The organism is Nostoc sp., from assembly GCF_036917455.1.
Taxonomy (GTDB): Bacteria; Cyanobacteriota; Cyanobacteriia; order Cyanobacteriales; family Nostocaceae; genus Nostoc.
The window spans coordinates 31707-56277 of record NZ_JBALDK010000040.1 but is presented as its reverse complement, the minus strand read 5'-3'; the positions used below and the strand labels follow the sequence as shown (position 1 = coordinate 56277).

Sequence of the window (24571 nt, the reverse complement as noted above, 5' to 3'; positions counted from 1 at the left end):
CCAAGCTTGGAGTTTCGAGTTCTCAAATCTAATGACTAGAAGTTTCAGTGACTTGAAGTGCGATCGCAATACTGAATATACCAACTAAGCACTAGCTTCCGGTGTTGCAGATTGCTCTATTTCAAGAGGGTTATCATGACCGTAGTCATAAGGGCCGTGAGTCACAACCGGCAATACTTCCCAGTTTTCAATTGCTGGTGGTGAACTAGTTGTCCATTCTAAAGTCAAAGCTTGCCAAGGATTATCACCAGCCAAAGGCCCTTTCAACCAACTGTAAATCATGTTGATGGCGAAAGGAATTACCGATATCCCCAAAACAATTGAACCGAAGGTACAAATTTGATTGAGGTCGATAAATTGGGGGTCATACATTGCCACTCGTCGGGGCATTCCTTTCAAACCCAACTCGTGCATGGGTAAAAAGGTGAGATTCGTGCCGATAAAGGTAAGGGCGAAATGAATCCGTCCTAAGCTTTCATTCAACATTCTTCCGGTCATTTTGGGGAACCAGTGATAAATGCCGGCATAAATGCCAAACACGGAACCGCCAAACAGAACGTAATGGAAATGTCCAACAACATAATATGTGTCGTGGACGTGAACATCAAAGGGCGCTGTTCCCATCGTCACACCACTTAAGCCGCCCATGACAAACATAGACAACAAGCCAATGGCGAAAAGCATTGCACCTGTGAAGCGGATTTTACCACCCCAAAGGGTAGCAACCCAAGCAAAAATCTTCACACCAGTGGGAACTGCAACGATGAGAGTGGAGATGGTGAAGAACATCCGCATCCAGCCGGGTGTACCACTGGTAAACATGTGGTGTACCCAAACGAACAAACCCACAACGCAGATGGCTACACTAGAGTAAGCGATCGCTTTATAACCAAAGATTGGCTTGCGGGAGTGAACTGGAATTACCTCCGACATAATGCCGAAGATGGGCAGAATCATTAAATATACTGCCGGGTGAGAATAAAACCAGAATAAGTGTTGATAAATTACAACGTTACCGCCTGCATCTGGTTTGAAGAAGGATGTACCAAAGTTGAGGTCAAACAACAGCAGAACTAAACCGGCTGCTAATACAGGTGTGGAGAGAAGTGCTAGCAGGGAGGTTGCCAAGATTGCCCAGCAGAATAGGGGTACTTGATCCCATTTCATGCTAGGAACCTTCATCATCAAAATGGTGATTACGAAGTTCAGCGAACCCAAAATTGAGGAAGTTCCCACCAAAACGATCGCAAGTATCCACATAGTTTGAGCAATTGGTGCTGTCACCAAACTCAAAGGTGGGTAAGCTGTCCAGCCAGATTGCGAACCGCCGAAAATGAAACTACCTAATATAAGCGCACCTGCTGGTGGATTTAACCAAAAGGCGATCGCGTTCAGCTTCGGGAAAGCCATATCCCTAGCACCGACCATCAACGGCACTAAATAGTTACCAAATCCGCCAATAGCGCTAGGGACAATCCACAGGAAGATCATAATCGTCCCGTGATTGGTCATGAAAGCGTTATACAGATTGGGGTCGAGTACGTCTGATTCTGGTGTTGCTAATTCGACCCGCAGAGCGATCGCCATCAGTCCGCCGATGAGATAGAAGACAAACGCCGTCACCAGGTATTGAATACCAATAACCTTGTGGTCAACATTAAATGTAAAATAATCTTGCCATTTCCACGCCTTCGGATGGGAAGCGTGGCCAGCCACCATTTCCGGTTTCTTTCCTTCTGGTGGAGTATTCCGTGGAAATTCTACCTGCGTCATATTTTTGTCCTTTGTCGTTTGTCATTTGTCATTTGTCCTTTGTCTTTTTGTCCTTTGTCATTTGTCCGTTGTCATTTGAATGACTAATGACCAATGACCAATGACCAATGACTAATGACTCATGACTACTGACTCTAGAGTTGCTGCACTGATTCCCATATCATGGGTGTGGGGCGCGAGAAACTCTGATGTTGATAAGTCGGCTGGATTAACCCTTTGGGTTCGCGAGTTCCCCATCGCCGGAAACCGCCAAGACGGGGACTCGCTCACTGCAACAACTTGATTGAGGTTTTGCTGTTGAGCAATCTGGTTTTCTGTCCGCCAGCTTTTATATTCTTCTGGTGTGTGGACAATTACCTGTGTCCGCATTGAACCATGATAACCACCGCACAACTCAGCACAAACTACGGGATATGTACCTGGTTTTGTGGCGACAAATCGTAGTTCAGTAGGGATACCGGGAAGTGCATCTTGCTTCAGGCGGAAGTTTGGAACCCAAAATGAATGAATTACATCTTGTGCTGAAAGATTGAGTTGAACATCAGCACCAACGGGTATGTGCAATTCCCCAGAGGTAATGCCACTATCAGGGTAATTAAATAACCAGGCATACTGTATGCCTTTGACATCAACAACTAAATCAGCTGGTTTGTTTAGGGTTTGAGGAGACGCGCCAATACCGATTGTTGGGGCGATCGCTGGAGCAGTTGTTGCTTCAGAGGTATCGCTAAGTGTAGCTGCGATCGCCGTTCCTGGCTTATGAGCAACATGAGCCGCTGAATGAGGATGACCCGCAGGTTCAAAACCGCCCATTCGGTTAAAAACATCTACACTGTAGATTCCCAAGAGGAGAACAATCACTGTTGGAATTGCTGTCCAGAAGATTTCTAAGGGAACGTTACCTTCCACTTGCACGCCATCGGTATCGTCACCCTTGCGGCGACGAAACTGAATCAAAAAAAGTACAATGGTTCCTTCTACCACCAAGAAGAGTGCGATCGCAATGGTAAACATGACGTTGAAAAAACCGTCTACCAAAGGCGCTTGTAGCGATGCCTGCACCGGCATGAGAGTGTGGTTTTGACCGATCCAAATACTGATTGCTGTAACTACTATCCCAGCAACCAGAGTCCATAGTGAAACAGGAACTTGTTGCATACATGCTACCTGTGTAAACAGTCTTTAAAGGTGTGATTTTCTGGGAATAGGGAATAGGGCATTGGGCATTGGGAATTGGGAATTGGGCATTGAGCATTGAGGTAATAATTAATAGTTCTTCTTCCCCTGCTTCCCCTGCTCCCCCTGCTCCCCCTGCTCCCCCTGCTCCCCCTGCTCCCCCTGCTCCCTCATCCTCCCCATTCCCTTTTCCCTTTTCACTTATTAACTTTCTAACGTGCAGCCATTAAAAATGGGGGAAACTTCCAGATTTTTTCCATATCTTTCCCCCAAAAAAATACAAATTATATTTCAACTCCTATGAAAAAGTTAGCCCCCTGCTTTCAAAAAAGCTCGTTGTTCCAAGAGGGCACTGTTGACCTAATATTGATTAGGCTATATTAGCAGCAAGTTTAAATTTGTTAATAGCTGACATTTTGCGATTTACGGATTTGTTTACTGTGAACTATTTATTAGTTCCGGTAAATACTTAGTATTCCCCTCAAGTTACCTTGCCTAGCGCATTCGCGCTTTTTACAAACAGTGCCTCCTTGAATTAACAACAATTTGGACTAACTCTAAAAACTCTAATTATTTACTGCAACATGGGTGTAGCAATTTTTCGGACAAATCCGTGAACACGCTTCACAACCAATACAGTTTTCTGGAGAGGTAACTGCCATTACTTTCCGTTCAACTTCTTCATCATCTTCGTCTTCTACAAATTCGCCTTCTTCATTGAGCGCCTTTAAACCTAGCACATTGTACCCGCAGACTTTAACACATCTGCCACAGCCGATACATTTATCTTTGTCAATTTCTTGAGCAAATTTTGGTGTCCAAGCTTTACCGCCAAATGTCAAACCTGTTAGTTGTGCCATTAATAATTCCTTGGCTATTTTGCCTATCAATCTGTTTGTGCATTAATCATCATATTATCCTAATCTTTTATTCTTTTGTATTCAAAACTCACTTTCGCTTGATAAAAAATCGATGACTTTGAACACAATGAGAAATTATTTTTTAAATAGAAAATAAATGCAAATTATTGACAATAATAATTATCAATGCTTAAGTTTATCTCGTTCATCTGCTGGCATAAAAACGCATTCATTGAGTCAGAGACTCGATATTTGACTAGAGGCAGCAGCCGCTAATCAGCTATTCCCATACAGCATAAATTACAGGTTTGAAACCTACCCTCGTCGAGAAAGCCTGATGTAAACGCAAGTATATCGATAAAAGTGATGATATTATTTTTCAAATACTTTTAGATTTAGACAACGAAATGTAGATAAACAGTATACATATATACAAAAACAAATGTTCATTAATTACATTCTGATATGTGCAATATGTATTTTGCAAAGCAACAATTTGCAATTTAATCTGATTCAACTATTTATATAAATGATGACAAAATAAATATTAGTTTTACATTTAAATCAATATAATGAATTTATGAAGGGAACATAATCAATTTGTAAAGTAACTGTGATTTTTATGGCAGAATCCGAACCCACCTTAAATATTAAAATTATTAATAAATCAGATAAATTCCAATCTCATCAGGGTTCAATATGTTCTTAAAATACTTTATGTTTAAAGTTAAAATATTCATTCAATACCTAATTAAATGAATCTTAAGATATTTTTCTAAGCTCGGTACAAACAAATTAATGATTTTTTTCATGAAATGTATAGTTAATAAATAAGTTTTGTCCGGCTCGGTTTCAAAGCCTTAAATAGCTTCCGATTGGATGCAAAGTCAAAATATGGATGTGGGGAGTGAATATGGTGAGAATAATTTTTTCTCGCCAGAAAGATTATGTGATAGCGAGTCATGAATAGACAGGACTCATCCAGGGGAGACCTGAGACAGACATCTCAACGATTAGAGTGGGAAAAGAGCCAAATGCCTTATACAATTCCTAACAACAGTTGCGTTGGATGTGACAACTGCCGCCCCCAATGTCCTACGGGTGCAATCAGAATAGAGAACAATGAATATTGGGTTGATCCTGGTCTTTGTAATAATTGTGAGGGCTATTATTCAGAACCGCAATGTGTAATAGCTTGTCCAACTAATTCTCCGATTCTTTGGCAGGCGAAAAAAGGGAGATGCAAAGTTGAACCGAGAGATTCTACCAGTTTAGATTTGTTTTCTAACGGCAAGAATAATCCATTTGCTTCTGCGATCGCAATTTGGGAAGCTTGTAATGTACTAGCACAACGTACATCCCTACATTGGGAAACCGATGAAGATGGCTACATCAGTTACAGCCGACAAGTTAATCAAGGTAAGGGTGCGATCGCTTTCCATATCCAAGATCCATTTAAAGTTAACGACAAAGCCACAGATATAGCAGCAATTGAGGCGCTTGATATCAGAGCCGCTTGCATACATCTAATTTTTGCAGGTTATGCTACAGCTTTAGATCAACCTTGGGAGCAAGAATTTGCGATCGATGAGCGCCAAATCGAGAAATATTTGGGGATGGAGAAACGCAAAGACTTAAGCAAAGCTGCCAAGCTAGCTTTAATGAAAAATCTTGTCCAGCAAGCTTGCTCCCTAATTATCTCCATTGACTGGCCCCAACAAGGTCGAATTAACGGATTCTCTGTTACAAACAGCCGCTTATGGCACTTAGTAGATATTCAGCACCACTTTCAAGAAGACAATCTTGGATGCAAATATCTGATTGGGCTAACTTTTAAAGTCAAAGCAGGCGCATGGGCGCAATATTTCTTAAATAAACAAGCATGTAAAGAGCGAACCGCATTCTATCAATACGGTAGTCTTCCTAAAACACTACTAACCACAGTTATGAGTATTTGGCAGCAACATGAAGGCGCAGTCCGGTTAATGCTGTGGTTGCTGTTTAAAACCAAAATGGGCAAAGAGCAACGCATTACGATTCCTACCTTGCTGCGTATTGCTTACGGTGAAGAAAAAGTCGCCCTTGCATCCAGACAACGGGAAGAACGCAAACGTCTGCTGCGAACCTTTGAAAGCGATTTGGAAATTCTCAATCACTATGGAATGAAGCCACTTTTCGATCCAGTTACTTACCCACCAGAAATTCAACCTTTGTGGGCGAAGTTAATCGATCTTCCCGAAGATCCAGATGAAGCATTAGAATTTTGGACTAACGACGGTGGTGCTGAAACTCGCCTCACAGACACAGGCCCCCGTGGTAAGTGGAATCTCTTAATGAATGCGCGGATTTTAGCTTTTGAACTTCCACCAGAATGGGAACAGCAAATTTCAGAATCGGAAAAAAAGCAACGGCGAACTGCTAAAGCCAAAAGAAAGCCTAAAGCTACAAACGATTTACTGGGTGAAGAGATTTTGCAGGCGCGAAAAAATTTGAATCTTTCCCAAAGAGAATTGGCAAAACTCACAGGTAAAAGCCAAAGCTGGATTCGAGATATCGAAAATGGTCGTTTAAAAGCCAAATTAGAAGACCAAGTTCTGCTAAGGAAAGTCTTAAATATGGCTTCATCTTGATTTTGGATCTAGAATTTTGGTTCTAAGTGAAGAGTTAGGAATTATTTTTCCCCAGTCCCCAGTCCCCAGTCCCCTTTACTGTCAACCCTTCGGTAGAAAAAGCCGATAGGATTCACTATCCATCAAAATTCTATAGCCCAGCCACATTAGTACAAAGGGAAATATCTTACTAGCATAGCGGCTGAGGACTAAAGCAATACCAGGTAGGCGAGTTAAGTTATAGGACATCAATAGCCAGCACAAAATAGTGAAATAGCAAACTGGTATGATTACGGATAGATTTTGGATTGAGCTAGTGGCAAATAGGGGAATATATATCCCCAGATTGTTACCACCGTTGGCAACCGTGACCGCAGAGACACGATAGGTTTGTGGATCGCGGATTACATCCCAGAGCGATCGCTTTCTGGAATCAAATCCTCGATATTTAGAGTTTATTTTCAGATTGGCTGACTTATCTTCATTTGAGTCATCCTGATTAAGGTTGCGTAAATTGTTCAAACCAATGAGTATCGGCAAAATCCCTAGTAGACCAATCCAAGTTGACGGAATTACTAGACCCACTAAGAAACCAATCAAACTTACTGTCAATAATGCTGTGAACCCTAGAAGCTCACCAACTACAACGTGCTGAGGCCGAAAAGTCCGATTAACTGAGCTAAAAAAAGCAGTCAGATAAATATTGTCGTCAAAGGTTGTTGCTACAGCAGCAGCTAGCCCGATCTTAATTGTTGCAATTAACCAATCCATCACCATCACTCGTTCAACACCTGTTTGATGACCGAAATTACCAATCGCTCAACTTGAGCAATCAGCCCCGCAATATCGATAAATAAGGTTTGTTCCACTCGCCATGATCCAAAAACCTAAGTTATTTACCAATTTCTCTAACTTCAAAAAAACGGGGTAAGCCTCAGTAATAATATATAAACAGCCCAAAGAAGTATAACACTCTGGCTGCATTCTCGTATGTAGTGCGCCATTCATTCCCAGCATCAATTAGTAGAGGGGTTTTAGCCCAAATCCTTCACAATCATCCGCCTAACCAAATAGATGGTTATTTCAGCCAAGGACTCATAATGATTAGCCGTTTCATTAACCTTCTGCCTAGAAGCACAGGTCAAAACATCTTACAGTTGCTCAGAGTAGCCATTTGGAGATCGGCTGCCTACAGGTTTGCAGTCTTATTTTGCATTGGTCTTGCTGCGAGTTTGGTCTGGACTCTGGCTTTTGACAGTCATGCTGTTGCCGCTTCTGAATCTGCCAATACACTTTCGTCTCTACTAAATCAGTTCCAAATACCCAAAAATTCGACAACTCGCTTACTAGAAACCGTGGGGCTATTTGTGGGGGGCATAATTTTTTGTATAGCTTTGGATCGCTGGTTTTCTAGCCGTTCTGTTGGATCTAGCAACACGCCCTTAGCTGAACAAGCGCGGCGGCTCAAGCAACTCAAAATTGGGTATCCAGAGGGAATGACAAATCTAGAAGTTCTTCGGACTCAAGGCTTGCTCGAAAATCGTTTGCAACCTTATGGGCTGATTGTCACCTGGACAAGCTTTTTATCAGCCTCTTCTTTGATAGAAGCACTCAGTAACGGGACAATTGACTTCTGCGGTGGTGGTGGTACGGCTAGCATTTTCTCTCAAGCAGCAGATCATGTATTTGTGCGGGTAGCAAAAGAAAAATATACCGCTCCTAAAGGTCAAGCGATTTTGGTACCGGAAGATTCGCCGATTCAGACACTAGCAGACTTGAAGGGTAAAAAGATAGCTTTTGATAAAGGCTCAAGCGCCCATTATGTACTTGTGCGATCGCTAGCGAAAGTAGGTCTCGATTTTAGTGACATTGAGCCAGTTTATCTCACACAGCCGGAGGCGCTGCCCGTATTCCGCCGTGGTGAGATTGATGCTTGGGTGATTTGGGTTCCTTACACAGCAACTCAGTCCCGAAGCTCTTACCCAGGGCGATCGATTGCCGATCTAGAAAGCATATTTGGTGACAAAGCCTCTATAGAAGTTCCGACCTATTACTACGCGATTCCAGAACTTGTACGCGACTATCCCGAACTGCTCAAGGTGATTTTAGAAGAGGTAAACGAAGCTGGAGCTTGGGCTAAGAGACAGGAATTGGAAGCGGTTCAACGAATGGCACAAAACCATGAAATCGATCCATCCATTGTAGAAACTTTACAGCAACGTAGTGCCGAACGTGCAATCATTCCCATTGACGATCAATCGCTCACTGCTCTACAGCATCAGGCAAATGTGTTTAGGGATCTAAATCTGATTCCTGAGCGAGTGAATGTGCAAGATGGAACCTATAGCTTGCAGACTAAGCAAAATTGGACTTATTAATTCGACACTGAGGGAAAAACAAGCCTGGGGAAGAGGAAAGTTGATAGTTATCGTGGATGCAGGGATTGAGTAATTTAATTTCAGTAAATCGAAAAGTATTTTGCAAAAGCGCGATACCTGCGGTGGGCTACGCCTACGCTATAAAAAATGTCATATACTCATTCGGGAATCTTGCTACGCGCAGAATCTCGTCGAGAGCATTATTAAGCGAATTACGAATTTAGGTAGATGCATATCCCAGTCTTTTAGACACTATAACTTATCACCTTATTAGAGGTAAGCCAAAGACTACCTACAGCATATTTAGTAACTACCAACTCTTTTGTTGCATTACATGAACTCTTGAGTTGTTGAGTTCTTGTTTCATCTCTCACAAGTTTAGCTTGGTAAGTGGAGAGAGAACCAGAAGGTTGTTCAAAACTTAGTTCAGCTAGAATACTATTATTATCTAAACTTTGCTCTAAAATTTTACCTGCAACTTTATAGTTAAACCAATCCCATCCGTTTTTAAGGATTAGTTCTCTTTCCAAAACCTGAAGTGCAGCAGGCAGAATTCCCCAGCCTCGATAGACTTTGTGTAAGCATTTAATATCGCCTGTTCGAGTCAAAATTGATCTAAATGAATCTCGATCGAGACGACCATAATATCTTCCTTCTGGCAAATCTATGATTGTTGGCGCAAACCGATGTCCACCAAAGTGGGATGATTTCCAAATTCGCACTTTATCCAAGCAGAAATCAGCATTACTAGCTGTAACATGGAAGTAAAAAGGAGCGCCATATCTCGCACAGCACTTATCATGGCTACCGTGGGTACAAACTAAAATATCTCTAGTCGGACTAGTTTCTACCTCAGAATTAGAGCTAATACCCCATATCCATTTTTGGACAACTGCTGCTACTTGCTCGATATTTCCTAGCTTAAACTCTTGTTTATGGTATCCATCACTTAGTCCCTCTTTCTTTTGATAAATCAACAGCGTAGTGTGATTTACTTTGTGTGAGACATCATTAGCAATTAAAAGAAATCTAATCGGTAATTTAGCACGTTTCACTTCTTCTACCAAAACCCTCAAGTTCTGGGGAACCCATTTAGAATTAAAGGCTTCTGATGTCCAAGGTAAAGGACACTCAACTAAAATATAAGTTTGATAATTAGTGGCGCTACCAATAACATCTTCTCCTACTTGCTGTGACTCATCAGAACAGAAAAAAGTATTCATCTCGCTGTACTCATTAGCTTATTTTTTGGACAAAAGGTATTACAAAATACATTTGTGTTCTTAGCTACAATATCCTTGGCTAAAGGAGATAAAGAACAATATTCATTTCCCAGTTAAAACTAGGTAGCCACTTTATAACATCATTGTTGATCGAGGTCTTTCCGGTTAATAAATTCTCCACAATAAAGATAAACACTGTCAAGATAGATTTTTCCGTATGAACGGCGTTAATTTTGTATCTAGTTTTATTGTTATTTGGTATTTTATAAATTTCCACTTGCTGAAACTCGCCTTTTATGAACTTACTTTCTTTGGTAAAATCAAATATATTAAACCTTGTACATAGGCGCAAAGCTACTTGAAGAATTACCAAGGATTAACTTGCTGATAATATCAATGTAGCTGATATTACAATCCAAAATATTGTTAGTAGTAAAATACTTATTTAAAGTTTTGGTGAAATTATTTACATAGCTAGTTACCAATCCTGTTTTTACATATAGAAATATAATTCGTTGTTTTTTGCAAACAATATCTTTCTAAAGGTATATGTGTAATAACTCGATATAGATTAATGAGATTATTCCTACTATCTACTTTTAATATATCTATCTGTTTAAGCATATTGCAAATAATTCTCAATTAAATCGGAAAAATAAAAACACTGAAACTAGGGAGAAATGCTTTAGTGCTCCATACTTCATGCATTACGAGTTAATGTTAAAACTTAGTGACTAATCACTAGCCGCGTCACTGACATCAACATTAGCAAACCTGTTATTTACCCTTTTATCTAATCTAACTTCCTGAAGCGTATGTCAGGGTTTGATTATATTCATCTGCTTTGACTGTAACTGAACTCAATAATAAATGCAAGTATTTGAGAATCTTTATAATTTCATTATCGTTTGTTGCCTCTAGAAAGTTGGTTAAATCAAGGTAAATGGACATTTTATAGTGGAGATAGCTCACTTGAGGAAGGATCGATTTTTTCAATACAATAGATAAAGCTTCGCAATTGTGAAAAATTGTTGCCAGTAGGGTAATCCGAATATCTGTAGCTATGGCGATCGCATATTTCTCCTTCCATGCAGAATTGAATCATTTTTTACCACGGCATCAGAAGCAGGTGAAAATCTCCCATTTTTTTGAGGAGAAAGCCTCAATCAAGGACATGATTGAGTCGTTAGGTGTCCCTCATCCAGAAGTTGATTTTATAAATGTTAATGATGAATATGTAAATTTTTCTTACATAGTTTCGGATGGAGATACTATCAATGTTTATCCAATTTCAGGTAGGAATGTCATTATACCAAGCATTTCTGTTTTGCCAACACCGCTCAGTATTATTCGTTTTGTTGTAGATATCCATTTGGGGAAGCTTGCGACATCTCTACGACTTTTAGGTTTTGATACTTTGTACCGCAATGACTACGAGGATGAGAAATTAGCCCAAATATCCTCTAGTCAAGAGCGGATTCTCTTGACTCGTGATAAAGGTCTATTAATGCGTAGTTTGGTAACGCACGGATATTATGTTAGAAATACTAACCCTCAAGAACAAATTATAGAAGTACTGCAACGCTTCGACTTATTTAAATTAGTTGCACCATTTAAACGGTGTTTGCGTTGCAACGGATTATTAGAATCTGTAGAGAAAGAATCCATCGTTGACAAGCTACCAGAAAATGTGCGATCGCAGATCGATCAATTCCAGCGTTGCCAAGACTGCGATCGCATTTATTGGAAAGGTTCACATTATGAACGATTGCAACAGTTTATTGATGGAGTATTGGACTCAAGAAAAGGTGAGTGAATGACATTAATTTTAGCTCTCGATTTTGGCGGCACTAAGCTGGCGGCTGCATTGGTAAACATCGGTTCGAGAAAGTGGTTGCGTTATGAACGTCGTCTCTCGCCAGCCAATGCAGATGCTAGCACTGACTTGGAAATTATGCGATCGCTTATTTACTCGCTGCTAGAAGACGCAAAACCTGCTGCGATCGGTGTCAGCTTTGGCGGCCCAGTTGATGCTTCCACGGGGACGGTGCGACTATCTCATCATGTGGCTGGATGGGAAAATATTCCTCTCAAAGGATTGTTGGAGGATGAGTTTGGCGTTTCTGTGAGTGTAGACAATGATGCCAATATCGCTGCTTTGGGTGAACATCGCTTTGGTGCGGGACAGGGATACGATAGCCTGTTTTACATTACTGTCAGCACTGGCGTGGGTGGTGGTTGGATACTCAACGGGCAGCCTTGGCGAGGTGCTGGTGGGATGGCTGGCGAAATTGGACACATCGTTGTAGATCCGGCTGGGCCAGTTTGTTTGTGTGGGAAGCGGGGATGTGTGGAACGTTTGGCTTCGGGGCCTTATATGGCGCAAAATGTTAGGGAAATTTTGGAGAACGAACCGCAGAGGCGCGGAGGACTCAGAGATGGAGAGGTTTTGAGGAGTTTGGTGGGGGATGATTTAACGTTGCTGACGGGGCAGTTGGTAAGTGAGGCGGCGACGGCTGGGGATGATTTGGCTAAGGAAGTTTTGCATAAGGCTGCTTGGGCGTTGGGTGTGGGTATTGGCAATGTGGCGAACTTAATGAATCCGCAGCGCTTTGTGTTGGGAGGTGGTGTGATGAAGGCGGGGGAGGATTTTTGGCAGGTAATGCGTCAGGTGGCGCGGGAGACGGCTTTACCGGAGGTTGATTTTGAAATTGTGCCGGCGGTTCTGGGGGATGATGCACCATTGTGGGGCGCTGTGGCGATCGCTTTGCTCGCAAATCCTCAATTTGTAAATGAGTGAGGCGTGGAGCGAAATGCAAACAGAATTAGTTATTTTTGACTGTGATGGAGTGTTAGTAGACAGCGAAAGATTAGGCAATCGCGTTCTTGTGGAATTTGTCGCTTTTTGACTCTCCCAGTTAGTACTCATAAAATTTATCTTATTTACATTTTAAGTCAAAACTAAATTATCTCGATGAATTACTGTTTCCACACCGGCATAGCCTAAAATTGTGGGAATTTCTCGTGAATGACAGCCACGAATTTTTTGCAGATCGTTGCTATTGTAATTCACAAGTCCTCTAGCAATTTCGTTACCGTTGCTGTCACACAATTGCACAGCATCTTGTGTGTCAAACTCTCCTTCTACTATTTTGATTCCAGCAGCTAATAACGATTTTCCCCCTAGAGAAATTGCCGCGATCGCACCTTCATCTAAATACAATTTACCCGCAGGTAAAAGTCCGTAAGCTATCCAACGTTTACGCGCCGAAGTTGGTTCAGGTTGCGGTTCAAAATGCGTCCCAATAAGTTCACCTTGGATAATTTTTTCTATATTTCGAGGAAATCGCCCTTGGGTAATTACAGTCCGCACTCCCGCAGCGATCGCAATTCTGGCAGCTGAAATTTTCGTCAGCATCCCGCCAGTCCCCCACTGAGAACCTTGGGAACCTATTTGTAATTGAGCTAATTCTTTAATGCTACTAACTAAAGCGATCGGTCGAGCATCTGGAACAGAACGGGGATCGGCTGAGTACAGGCGATCGACATCGGTAAGCAAAAATAACCAGTCTGCTTCTACTAAGCTGGCAACCAATGCCGAAAGGGTATCATTATCACCAAATTTTAGTTCGTCTATCGCTACAGTATCATTTTCATTAACTATGGGGATCACTCCCAGCCCCAATAATTCCTGAAAAGTATTGTAGGCGTTGAGATAGCGGCTGCGCTGTACCAAGTCGCTGCGAGTCAATAATACTTGAGCGATCGCTTGTTGTAGTGTAGTAAATAAATCATCATATATACGGATTAACCTACCTTGTCCAACTGCTGCTACAGCTTGTTTTAGTGCGATCGCTTTAGGACGTTCAGTTAAGCCCAACCGCGCACAACCCACGCCCACAGCACCAGAAGAAACTAAAATTACCCGATGTCCCTGGTGTCTTAAATGGCAAAGTGTCTCCGCCAAGGTAGCGATAGTAGAAAGTGCTAATTGTCCCGTTTCTGGTTGAGTAAGGCTAGAAGTACCGATTTTGACAACAATTGTTTTAGTCATTAGTCATTAGTCATTAGTCATTGGTCATTGGTCATTAGTCACTAGTCATTGGTCATTAGCAACTGACGAATGACAACGGACAAATGACAATTGACTAAATAAATTGTAAAGCGCCAATCCCTCTATAGTGAAGGTTGACGCTTTACGGAAGTATATTTACTTAGTATGAGTTAGGGTCTTTTTTGGCTGACCCTATGTTATTAATACTTATGATCCCCGATTTTTGACTTCCAGTAAGATTCCTTAAGCATTTCTTTAGATTTACTTTCCTGACGATTTCTCAAGTTTTGTGAATCTTGCTTTTCTTGGGGGTAATGGAGGCTCCTAAGATTTCAGATACCCAAACTTCAAAGTTGCGGACGGGATGAGAGCGCAGGGCTTCATCAGCATGGACAATCGGTTCAACTAAAATGGTAAACATCCCCAAGCGATTACCTGCTATGACATCGGTAAATAAGCGATCGCCTACCATTCCCACTTGATGCACTGGTAGATCCATTCCCCTAAGTGCTGCCCTAATTTTGCGTCGGGAAGGCTTCGCTGCACCTAAATAGTAAGGTAGGTTGAGCGATCGCGCAATTCCCCCAATTCGGGCTTCACTTAGATTGTTGCTCACCAAACACAATGCAGTACAGGTGCGAATTTGCTCCACCCACTCTCGTAGTTCTGGGGAAGCTATTCCTACCGTAAAGGGTACTAAGGTTTCGTCTACATCCAACACCAGCCCTTTAAGCCCGTATTTTTGGATAATATCTGGTGTTAGATTCAACACTGAACCTTCTAAAATCAAGTCAGGTTGCAAAAGGTTGTTCCAGGCCATAGTCAACAGTCAAATTTAAATAGCTCAGACAAATGAGCATAACCCAATATAGTTTAGTTAGTCTAACTCCATACTGGAATATCTCCCTGAACATTTTGAGATAAAATCCCTAAAATATTTTATATTTCTTTGATGTAAAAACTATTCAAATCCATAAATATATCGTTTGCTTCTAATTTAAAAAAATTCCAAATATTGTCGGTGATTACCTCACAATAAATTTCCTTAATTTCATTTACTTCCTGTTAATTAAATAATTTTAATGCTAATATTACCGCTAAATATAAATTTATAATTTCCCTGGCAATGCTTGAGATTAGTTGTATTATAAAGTGGTAAATAGAAGTTTTGAATATTAAATAAAAAATGATAAAGTAAACACATACATATTAAGATGTTGACAAAAATTTAAAGTATATTTATTGGCTGATGATTATAAAATTATTTCCCAAGATTGTCAAAATCCTACATTTATGGTTCTCTTAGGGATTTGCTTTATCCAAATTGTTGGGAAAACATTTTTTACCAGTACAGGGTCAAAATACAAACGCACTTTCGGCAGTGCTAAATAAGTTTATTGGTAAGCTGAGATTGTAGCGATCTCCGATAATAGGCATTGGTTGCTATCGCTATCCTCGCAGAGTAGCAGACAGAAAAGCAAATAGGGCGATAATGCAAAAACTCCTTTTTAATGATAGAGATAAATTTAGAGCGCAGGCCCTATTCCTTGGTGAGGATATTCACTTACAGACGTTGGAGAATTACGTTTGTTTGGCGACTATGCCACTAATGGTTACAGTCGGTGAACACGGCTGTGTGGTGCTGCTGGAATATGGTGCAGTTGTCTTGTTTAATCTTGAGCCTGTAGAAAAAGCAGCCTTCTTGACCAAACTATCCTCTCAAGTTAGTGACTCTTTTGCCGACCCAGAAACAGAAGAAGTGGAAGTGCATCTCAACATTGCGGAGAGTGAAAGAGTTAGGGAAGGAAAAATTTTGCTGCATGAATTTAGTGTAGAACGGTTGCAGATAGTGGCTGATATCCTCGCTAAAAGTGTTGTGCTGTCTCATTATGAAACTAGCCTAGCGACCGTATTCGGTCAAATTAAACCATTTGCAGCTAGTCTCCAACGCGAAAACAGAGGAAGAAAGCAGAGTAGGGAATTACTGCGTCAACTTGGGACTGCGCTGTTAGTTCAACATAAGATTGTAGGTCGAGTAGAGATTATTGATAAGCCGGAGTTGCTCTGGGAGTCCCCACAGTTAGAAAACTTATATCTCCGCTTAGAGGATGAATACGAAATCCGTGAGCGTCATAATGCTTTGGAACGCAAACTAGAGCTAATTACCCAAACCGCGCAAACAGTGCTGGAGTTTATGCAGCATAGCAGTAGCCAGCGAGTAGAGTGGTATGTGGTGATTCTGATTGTGGTGGAGATTCTGCTGTCACTGTACGACATAGTTTTCAAAGGCTAACGCTCAATTTGGAGATCGTAAAAATTACTGCTTTTTAGCAGTAGCCTTGAGTCGGGCGATCGCAGCCAACACTACAAAATTCTATGCTTTTTTTAGAATCTTAAACAACAAAAACTATCCCAATTTTGTATCAATGTTTCATTGCTTCCACATTTAGAAACGTCGATTAAATAAAATGCAAAACTTCATCCTCTATCTAACTTCCCTCTCCTTTATAAGGAGAGGGATTGAGGGTGAGGTAAGCCAGGGACATAAATTGTATGTTATTTAATTCTTATTCCTTAACGGGATATGGTAAAAGGTTTAAGTAGTTTTTGATTAAAATAAAAATTCAAAATGAAAATGTTACATTTTGAATTTTAAATTTTATTCTACTTCATTAAAAAGATGTTCCTCTAACAGAGGTTGCACTTGGCGAAACTCTTCTGGAGAGAGTAATTCCGGTTCACCTGTTTTTGCTATTCGTGCAAAAAATAACAGGGGATCGAGGGGTGTATAAATTGCATACTCCTGATCTTCATCATAGAAGCTAGCAAGTAACTGTAACTGCTCTGGATCTAAATCTGCTTCTTCGTCTTCAATTTCTAAGGTAAAGAGTTCTGATTCTTCGACTGGCGGTAAATCACCTGCAACCGTCAAAGCATAAGCTGTATTCTTTAATACCAGATTCTGCTCAGATAGTACAGCTTGAGCAGTTGCAAAAATTTGCTCAATGATATTATCGTCTTCTACCAGAACTGCTTCTTCTTCCTCATCGTCACCTTCCCAAGAAAAAATCTCTACAGGTGAGTCTACTGGAAGAAGTAAAACGTATTCTTGTCCATCTACCTCAAGGGAATGCTCTACATAACATTCGAGCGATCGCCCTTTATCATCGGTTAAAGTGATGGAACTGGTATGAGCGTTATCATTTTCTTCAGGAAATGGAGGGGAAAACATAGCCGAAAGGTAAAAATTTAATAAATATCAGCAAGTTTGGAAATCGCTTAACTATTTAATGACATATTATTATGTCAGTGAAATAGCTTGACACGTAGATACAACTGCTGGCTAATCGTTTTCAGAATATCATGTTAAAAGGTATCAATATTCAATAGCCGCAACTGAACTACGGGAACTAGCACGCTTAACATCCAGCCATTGCTGCAAGATTAGAGCGGCTGCTTTACGGTCAATCAAACCTTTATGGCGTGACGGGGAGCGGTTCTCAGCTATCAGCAGTTGCTCTGCTTGAAATGAAGTTAATCGCTCATCCACATATTCCACAGGCAATTTCAGCGCTTTAGTAAGTCTTGTAGTAAATTTTTGAACTTGACGCGCCTGGAATCCTATTGAGCCATCCATTGAATAAGGTAAGCCCATAACTAGGATTTGCACCTCGCGTTCATTAACTATTTGCCGAATTTGCTCGACATCCTGCTCAAAAGATGTGCGCTCAATTGTGGTTATCCCAGTAGCAATTAAACCCGTGCGATCGCACCCAGCCACACCAATTCGCTTGCGACCAAAATCTAGTCCCAAGGCGGAAATAAAGGGTTTTGGCTGCTCCTGGGATCTCATTAATCCTCCTGCTCTGCATCTGCTGATTCCATAATCGGCGATGCTTCTATACTAGGGTTTTTTACTGGAAAGTTAATCGGTTCTGACATGATTGGCAGTGGTTTATCTGAGGATGGTAGCTTTCCTGGTTGTATCCATGACATTCCACCTGGTATAGGTTTACGTGCTGGTTGTAAACCTTGCAGCATATCAGTCCACTGAATACCTTCTAAAGAGACAAATTTAGACTCCCGTAGCTTGTGCCACACAGAGCGAGACATCACTAATGTATGTTCTATCCGTTTTGCCCCGATTTGTTCCAAGTACTCTTCTCGCTCTGCCTGATAGTCAGAGGAAGCCAATTGTAACCCTTGCTGGGGAAAATCTTGAGCAATCCGAGCTAGTTGAGATAACAATTCTGGATACAGCCAAGTGTAAGCAGGATGAACCGTCAACGTTGCCACGTGGGGAACTTCGCCCTTTCGGTCAAGTTGCACCTGAAAATAGCCGATCGCAGCTTTGCGTTGTGGTTCAAATACGTAACCACTGACTACTTCTGTTTTGGTCAGCCATTGCTTCACTGCATCAGTTAAAGCGCCAAACAAACTGGTTTTAAAGTCGCGGGTATTGCGGTCAAAAACCTGGCGTACCAAAGGTGGCATAGATGCCGTATCTAGTTGGTATAGCAACTGGGCATCAGCATTACTCACTGGCAAAAGATTGGGCAAATCTGGCTCTGCTTGTGCCAATTCAGCCAGTAATTCCGGCCCAATTTCCCAATATGTCATTTCTGCCAGACGCTGGAATCCATTTTGTCGATATAGTGCCAGCGCCTCTATGTCATTGATGTTGACTTCCAGCAGCCAAGTGCGAGCTTCCAAAATCGATTCAAAGCAATGACGCAAAAGTTGCGAGCCAATTCCTTGTTTATCGACACCACGCTCTAACAACACTCGATCAATGCGCCAAGTACTGCGTGTCCGGTTAAATGGTGATACTTGAATCATTCCTAAAAGCATCCGCCCTTGCTCTGCAACATAAGCACAGAGGCGATACTGAAGCGGGTTAGGAAACCAACTCAAAAACTTGAGTAATCCATACCAGCGACGCAGCATGAGCATCTGGCTGATGGCAAAACTTGCTCCTTGGGGAGTAAGGGCTGCGAATGACTCTTGAGTTATGCGCTCAATTCCGTCCAAATCCCGGTATTGGACTGGTCGGATAACAACGCTGAGGTTTCTGGGAAGTAATGAAGTCATTTTTATTCGAGCCGCTATTTAGCCTTAACTAACTGCTCTTCAAAGGAACTGCTGCAATAATATTAACTGCTTTCTGCCATTTACTAGTGCGTCAAAAGTGGGATTTGAGTAATTTGATACTTCAAAAATCAGAAAAAGCAGACCTTGTGAGAACACCATTGACGTTAACCCAACAACATCTGCCTTTATTTTATTTGAATTTTGATTAAAATTTGTATATATTTACAGCCCTTGTCGAGAAACTAGCTTTTCAAAGTTGGCTTGGCTTTGATGGAGTAATTGCTGACGACTATCTACCAGTGTTTGCTTCAGGGATGGAACAAGATTGCGAGCTTGCAGAGTCATGTGAAGTTGCAGGTTGGCGACATATTCACTGAAATCTTGATTCACTTCATCTGTGCCCGCATCTGTTAATAAATTTGATTCCATTGCCACTGTGTTCTCCTGTGTTAATCCTGTGCTGTCTCTCTTCAATAACCAAAAACTATCACGTTGTTTGGACTAACTTATGAATTTGCAATGAAGTTTAACGCTTCTCAGGGATAGCGATCGCAGCAGGGTTTTTCTTTGCCCATTAAAATCTAAAACCAACACCACCTTGTACAGAGATAGCTGTACCACCACTATCACGGTAGGCATCAAAAGCAATGATGGCATTACCAAAAAGGACAGTATTGCTATTCGGGATCATATAATCAATGCCCGGTTGTAAAGCAAAACTGATTTTGTCGCCCACAGGAGAAGATCCACCACCACCAGCCAACACTAACCCAGCACCAAGGTAAGCATCAGCTTGCCAGTTAAGGGGAATATCGTAAGAAACCGTTGGCACAACTGCTGTATTATTACCTATTAATACTTGGGCACGCAGTGAAAGCGGTGCTTCCAAAAGCTTGTAGCGCCCAGCTATTACTCCCCCAAACTGGATACCATCAGTAAAACCAACACTGGGGCCTATACCTATATAACTGCCATAAGCTACTTGAGCCTGTGCTGGTTTCGTAGTCGCCATCAAAACCAAGCTAGCCCCCAAAACTGAAACCAAATATGGAATATATTTCATAACTGACTCCTCACACCATTTTGTTATTGGGCATTGGGCATTAGGCATTGGGCATTGGGCATTGGTATTATTCTTCCCTTGTCTCCCTCTGCTTCCCTTGTCTCCCTCTGCTTCCCCTGCTCCCCTGCTCCCCTGCTCCCCCTGCCCCCCTGCTCCCCTGCCCCATGCTCCCTACTCCCTGCTCCCCTCCATTCTACGGGCAACGAGGATGAATGCCTCCTTGAGTACAAATGTACGCTAATTGCTTGGCATCTAAATTTTTCGCTTGAGAAAAATCAACCCCTTGGACTACGGCAGATACTGAGCCTAAATCTGGGGTTTTGACAAATTGATCTGCTGGATCTTCTTTGCTAGGGGCGAGAATTGCCCCCTTAAAATCTGCTCCTGCCACATTTGCTCCCCGTAAATCTGCAAGACTCAGGTCAGCATTTTGTAAGTTAACGTTTTCCATCTGGGCAGAACGCAAAACAGCACCAGCCAGACGAGTGGCGCTCAGGTTAGCATTGCTGAGATTAGCACGATCCAAATAGGCTCCTGATAAATCTGCTCCTTGCCAATCGGTGTTAGTTAAGTTGGCGAAGGATAATTGCGTTCCTATAGCAGTAACGCGACCTAAACGGGCTGCATAAAGATTAGCTTCGTTCAATTTAGCATCGCCTAAATCAGCCCCAGTTAAGCTAGCTCTTTCTAAAACTGCGTTTCGCAGATCAGCTCCTACTAGTTGGGTGCTGTTAAGTTTAGCGTCATATAGACGCGCGTTGGATAAGTTGGCTCTGTTGAGAGTGGCGCGGCTCAAATCGATCCGGTTCATCAAGACGCGACTAAGGTTAGCATCAGTAAGATTGGCTTGCTGCAACTGAGCTTGGCTTAAATCAGCCATTACATCATCGTAGGTATCCCAGCGTCCATCTTCACCCGCACCCCGAAAGCGGCTACCTTTAAAGCTGGCTTGGTTAAGATTTGCAGATTTAAATTTAACTCCAGATAAATCAAGGTTGTCTAATATCAAGTTGAAGAACGAACTTCCTGGAGTACCGCTTTGACCTAATTGGGTGCTACTAAGGTCAACGCCCTCCATTTTCCCGCTATAAACAGAGAGAATTCTGTTGATCGTTTTCTGGTTTCTTTGTAGCCGCCCTTGCCGCAAATCCCGTTCTTGGATTGCAGTGCTACCCACAGATTCCAGTTCACCCACTAAAAACTGATTCTTATTTTTTAATTCGGGGATAGCTTGGGGGCCGACAGTTGTCAAAGCTTGTTGAATTGTATCCAAGAGGCTGGGGTTGGTTTCGCTAACCAATAAATCCGCGAGAAATTTGATGGATTGTGGATCGTTAAGACCACCCATAGCCAGAATTGCACTTTGGCGTTGCTCATTAGTCGCCCCAGAGTTTGGACTCAATTGTTTGACGAGTTCGAGGAACTGTTGGCCGTTGATTTGCTTAGTTGCTCGCTGGGATTGTTGAATTTGAATATAAACTTGAGTGCCAATTAAAGTTGCCAACACAGCAGTCATACTCGTCAGCCCTACCCCAAACAAAGTCAGATTGGGATTTTGCTGTATCCGCCGCCACAGGTTAGGTGATTGGTTGATTTCATCTGCCGCTAATTCTTCTCCCTCTTGCCATTCTTCTGCTTCATCATTACCGCCAGCAGACTGAGCTTGTCTTTTGCTAGCTAAGAGTGAAGATGGTAAGGGACGAGTTGCATCTATTGTATGAGTCCCTGCAAGTTGATCGTGTAGGGCGCGACGACCCCGACGCGACGGTAAACCTATCCCTTCACCGACAATCATTAATAAAGACAAAAATGTGAATAATCCTAAATTTGGAAAAGCAAAGCTGTAGCGCCACAGTAGATAGGCGATGGAGATAGGTACAGTCCAACGTCCAACTCCTTCTCTAATGACAACTGCCCCCAATCCGGGCGATTTTCCTTGCTCGTTGACAACCCGCACTTTGAACCAACGTTTCGGAATTGTACTACCAGTTTTAGCTAGTAAATACAATTGCCACCATGAGAGAGTTACAGGCGCTAACAGAGCGATTGTCCATAAAATATTGGTTGGCCATGCTACATTACGGATGCCATAGCTCACAGGCAGAGCCAAGGGACGAGCGATCGCTCTTTCCGTAACTACCAGCACGGGGTTAAGCGGCACTCGGTTTAGATCGCTTCTAGAATTGGCGTAGACACCAAGGCCGAAGGGAATCAACCCACTGGCAACCACTAGTGTGATTTCAGCCGCCCAAGCTGCAAAACGCCTACTTGCTAGTAACAGCGAACTGGCTCTTTCCGGTTCTTTGGACTGACCAGATTGATTACTACTTCTTCTAACAATTGGTGATGTCATCGAATAATTCCCTTTGATATTATTTCTACGCCGCGATCGGCACAATTAAAATAGACTCAGCTAATGGGCAAAAAGAAAAGCATATTGAAACACAATTTAGGAGTCATAAGTCAAGAGCCTTTTGTATTATGGCTCCTGACTCTTATAACTCCGGGCAGATTGCCAAGTAAATGCATATCAACTTATTGCTTACGTTGAAAGCTACTAGACACAAAAAATTTGTATCCAACATACACTAACGCTGCTAAAAGTGCCAGAGTGATTACAGATGCAACCAGTTTAAACACTGCTTGCAGCATCGCCAAGCCTACTAGCACCGTCACACCCGAAACTACCAGCTTTTTTGTCCCAGATAAGCCGTTGAACCAAATCTGAAATCGCTCCAGTTGCAAGTTCAAGTTGGCAAAAATAGACTGAGGCATCTGTTTTTGTCCTTGTGGTTGAGATACAACCCCGGATGGGGAATTAATCTCTGCCTCCAGCTTATCGAGACGACGCTGTAAGTCTTCTTCTGGTTGAGGATTCATCAATCTTTTCTACCTCAATTAGCACACTTTTTGAAAAACAGACCAACTAAATTCTATTTTTGGTGGTTGTCTTAGTGATTTTAGCTAATGTCTGTGTGTGCAATACCTTTATGACAGGTAAAAATTATGTTTTTTTGTTATTGCCTGCTAATCACTCTACTTATTTAAGTATTTTTACGTCTTTAAAATGTCAAAAAAGTTTTCTTAAATGATGATTATTATACTGGTGGTTAAATATTTTGGTGGACAAGCGATCGCCACTAATCATCATAGATGAGGTAATTTGCATGACTGAGGTGGAGATGTTGTTTTGCAGCATCTACAGATTGCATCTTCACAAACAATCTTAAAGTTAATGGTATTAGGTTATACGGTAGCTTTTGGAACCAAGGCAAATTGCTGTCGTCTATAAAATTAGACTGTATAACAATATTGCTCTAAAAAAATCTGGAGCATTAATTAAAATGAAAACGCTTCGGCTACTTGCAATTGTTCCCACAGCTTTGGCGATGAGTTTGGTTTTCACTGAGGCTAATTTGGCACAGACACCAACAGTCCAAATTAATCGGAATTCCCAACCAGATCCACTAGTTTTAAACGGAAAGTCTGGGGGAACTGTCAAAAGTAATTGTGGCAATATTTCCACTGAACCTAGTCAAGTTATCCAGGTTACAGAGTCACTACCTTATTTACGATTAACAGCAGAGAGTCAAGGGAAGCCAACGCTGTTGATCGACGGGCCCGGAGGGCGCTTTTGTGTAATGCCAGATAGCTACTCTGGAGGCAAGCCAGAACTTTCTGGTTACTGGAAAACAGGAAAATACTCAGTCTATGTGGGCGAACTATCCCAGCAGCAGTCTAGCTACACCCTCTCAATCTCACAAAGAAATAAGTAGTCATTTTTGACATCCTCCCCCGAATCCACTTCGTTAAATTCGGGGGATTCTAAGCTCAATCAGTGATTGCAAGCAAAGCTTGTCTGACATCACCTAACTTAACATTCGATGCCCCGACTGTGTAAAAAACAAATTACTAATCTTCTAGTGATTTGGCTGGAACTTCAATAGCAGTGACATCAATTGTGCCTTCTGGTGTGAAGCGCTGAAAATGACTATTTTGTACTAACAGTGACTCCCCACAGCTAGGACACTGTAACTGACTGTCATTTAAACCCGTAAATTCATATCCACAGACGGGACACTGGTCAGCGACCAAGTTGCGTTGCAGCCACCAACGAAAGCCAAAAAAAGCCACAATGGGTGCTAAAAACAGCAACCCGACAATAATTAGCAACGAATTAACCAACCAACCCAAGCCCAGTGATGCCAGCAACCAACCAACTGCCAGGAGGGTGAGCCAAGGCCGAAGATTTAAAAGATTCAATTGAAATGACTTAAAGCTCATTTTTTAAATGTAGTCCTGCTCTCCTTCTAGGATAGCGATTTTAGTCATTTGTTATTGGTC

21 protein-coding genes are annotated in these 24571 nt (G+C 41.9%); 6 read left to right on the top strand and 15 right to left on the bottom strand.

Features of this window, described 5'->3' with window-relative positions:
- Positions 1-84: 84 nt before the first annotated feature.
- From ctaD to fdxB, 3 genes are all read right to left on the bottom strand, one after another.
- A complete protein-coding gene (ctaD, locus tag V7K42_RS04250; RefSeq protein ID WP_334913841.1) occupies positions 85-1773 on the bottom strand; it encodes a cytochrome c oxidase subunit I in 1689 nt (562 codons plus the stop codon).
- Between the two features lie 111 nt (positions 1774-1884).
- A complete protein-coding gene (locus V7K42_RS04245; RefSeq protein WP_334913839.1) occupies positions 1885-2931 on the bottom strand; it encodes a cytochrome c oxidase subunit II in 1047 nt (348 codons plus the stop codon).
- 584 nt (positions 2932-3515) lie between these two features.
- Positions 3516-3809: a ferredoxin III, nif-specific gene (fdxB, locus tag V7K42_RS04240; RefSeq protein ID WP_334913837.1), complete on the bottom strand. Its 294-nt coding sequence runs from the start codon at positions 3807-3809 to the stop codon at positions 3516-3518.
- Between the two features lie 1034 nt (positions 3810-4843).
- On the opposite strand from fdxB, the gene V7K42_RS04235 reads away from it, so the two are divergent.
- A complete protein-coding gene (locus tag V7K42_RS04235) occupies positions 4844-6439 on the top strand; it encodes a helix-turn-helix domain-containing protein (protein ID WP_334913835.1) in 1596 nt (531 codons plus the stop codon).
- An 81-nt stretch (positions 6440-6520) separates the two neighbouring features.
- Here V7K42_RS04235 and V7K42_RS04230 read toward each other — a convergent pair whose 3' ends face one another.
- Positions 6521-7189, bottom strand: coding sequence for a cadmium resistance transporter (locus tag V7K42_RS04230; protein WP_334913833.1), 669 nt, complete (start codon positions 7187-7189; stop codon positions 6521-6523).
- Positions 7190-7518: 329 nt separating this feature from the next.
- Between V7K42_RS04230 and V7K42_RS04225 the strand changes: the two genes are divergently transcribed.
- Positions 7519-8796, top strand: a complete 1278-nt coding sequence (locus V7K42_RS04225) for an aliphatic sulfonate ABC transporter substrate-binding protein (protein ID WP_334913831.1) — start codon at positions 7519-7521, stop codon at positions 8794-8796.
- Between the two features lie 245 nt (positions 8797-9041).
- On the opposite strand, the gene V7K42_RS04220 is transcribed toward V7K42_RS04225, so the two are convergent.
- Positions 9042-10019 carry a sucrase ferredoxin gene (locus V7K42_RS04220; RefSeq protein WP_334913829.1) on the bottom strand — a complete coding sequence of 326 codons (978 nt, stop codon included), beginning with the start codon at positions 10017-10019 and terminating at the stop codon, positions 9042-9044.
- A gap of 1063 nt (positions 10020-11082) precedes the next feature.
- On the opposite strand from V7K42_RS04220, the gene V7K42_RS04215 reads away from it, so the two are divergent.
- Both V7K42_RS04215 and V7K42_RS04210 read left to right on the top strand, forming a co-directional pair.
- The gene (locus V7K42_RS04215) at positions 11083-11835 is read left to right on the top strand and encodes a Mut7-C RNAse domain-containing protein (RefSeq protein WP_334913827.1); all 753 of its coding nucleotides are present in this window, start codon (positions 11083-11085) and stop codon (positions 11833-11835) included.
- Entirely contained in the window at positions 11836-12819 is a 984-nt protein-coding gene (locus tag V7K42_RS04210) for an ROK family protein (protein ID WP_334913825.1), read from the top strand.
- A gap of 150 nt (positions 12820-12969) precedes the next feature.
- On the opposite strand, the gene proB is transcribed toward V7K42_RS04210, so the two are convergent.
- Both proB and V7K42_RS04200 read right to left on the bottom strand, forming a co-directional pair.
- Positions 12970-14073 (bottom strand): glutamate 5-kinase, encoded by a 1104-nt coding sequence (gene proB, locus V7K42_RS04205; RefSeq protein WP_334913823.1) that lies wholly within the window; start codon positions 14071-14073, stop codon positions 12970-12972.
- Positions 14074-14353: 280 nt separating this feature from the next.
- A complete protein-coding gene (locus V7K42_RS04200; protein ID WP_334913821.1) occupies positions 14354-14893 on the bottom strand; it encodes a YqeG family HAD IIIA-type phosphatase in 540 nt (179 codons plus the stop codon).
- 672 nt (positions 14894-15565) lie between these two features.
- Between V7K42_RS04200 and V7K42_RS04195 the strand changes: the two genes are divergently transcribed.
- Positions 15566-16366 (top strand): RMD1 family protein, encoded by an 801-nt coding sequence (locus V7K42_RS04195; protein WP_334913819.1) that lies wholly within the window; start codon positions 15566-15568, stop codon positions 16364-16366.
- Between the two features lie 366 nt (positions 16367-16732).
- On the opposite strand, the gene V7K42_RS04190 is transcribed toward V7K42_RS04195, so the two are convergent.
- From V7K42_RS04190 to V7K42_RS04160, 7 genes are all read right to left on the bottom strand, one after another.
- On the bottom strand, positions 16733-17305 hold the full coding sequence (locus V7K42_RS04190) for a DUF3727 domain-containing protein (protein WP_322639957.1): 573 nt from the start codon (positions 17303-17305) through the stop codon (positions 16733-16735).
- Between the two features lie 144 nt (positions 17306-17449).
- Positions 17450-17926: a Holliday junction resolvase RuvX gene (ruvX, locus tag V7K42_RS04185; RefSeq protein WP_334913815.1), complete on the bottom strand. Its 477-nt coding sequence runs from the start codon at positions 17924-17926 to the stop codon at positions 17450-17452.
- The gene (locus V7K42_RS04180) at positions 17926-19164 is read right to left on the bottom strand and encodes a GNAT family N-acetyltransferase (protein ID WP_334913813.1); all 1239 of its coding nucleotides are present in this window, start codon (positions 19162-19164) and stop codon (positions 17926-17928) included. The genes ruvX and V7K42_RS04180 overlap by 1 nt, the downstream gene beginning before the upstream one ends.
- Before the next feature lie 222 nt (positions 19165-19386).
- Positions 19387-19593, bottom strand: coding sequence for a hypothetical protein (locus tag V7K42_RS04175; RefSeq protein WP_334887333.1), 207 nt, complete (start codon positions 19591-19593; stop codon positions 19387-19389).
- A 145-nt stretch (positions 19594-19738) separates the two neighbouring features.
- On the bottom strand, positions 19739-20227 hold the full coding sequence (locus V7K42_RS04170) for a hypothetical protein (protein ID WP_334913811.1): 489 nt from the start codon (positions 20225-20227) through the stop codon (positions 19739-19741).
- 193 nt (positions 20228-20420) lie between these two features.
- Positions 20421-22580, bottom strand: a complete 2160-nt coding sequence (locus V7K42_RS04165) for a pentapeptide repeat-containing protein (RefSeq protein WP_334913809.1) — start codon at positions 22578-22580, stop codon at positions 20421-20423.
- A 182-nt stretch (positions 22581-22762) separates the two neighbouring features.
- Positions 22763-23107, bottom strand: coding sequence for a hypothetical protein (locus tag V7K42_RS04160; protein ID WP_334913807.1), 345 nt, complete (start codon positions 23105-23107; stop codon positions 22763-22765).
- A 464-nt stretch (positions 23108-23571) separates the two neighbouring features.
- Between V7K42_RS04160 and V7K42_RS04155 the strand changes: the two genes are divergently transcribed.
- On the top strand, positions 23572-24003 hold the full coding sequence (locus tag V7K42_RS04155) for a hypothetical protein (RefSeq protein ID WP_334913805.1): 432 nt from the start codon (positions 23572-23574) through the stop codon (positions 24001-24003).
- Between the two features lie 136 nt (positions 24004-24139).
- Here the strand turns inward: V7K42_RS04155 and V7K42_RS04150 are convergent, their stop codons facing one another.
- Complete coding sequence (locus tag V7K42_RS04150; RefSeq protein WP_334714767.1) at positions 24140-24511, bottom strand: hypothetical protein; 372 nt, start codon at positions 24509-24511, stop codon at positions 24140-24142.
- Between the last annotated feature and the right edge of the window lie 60 nt (positions 24512-24571).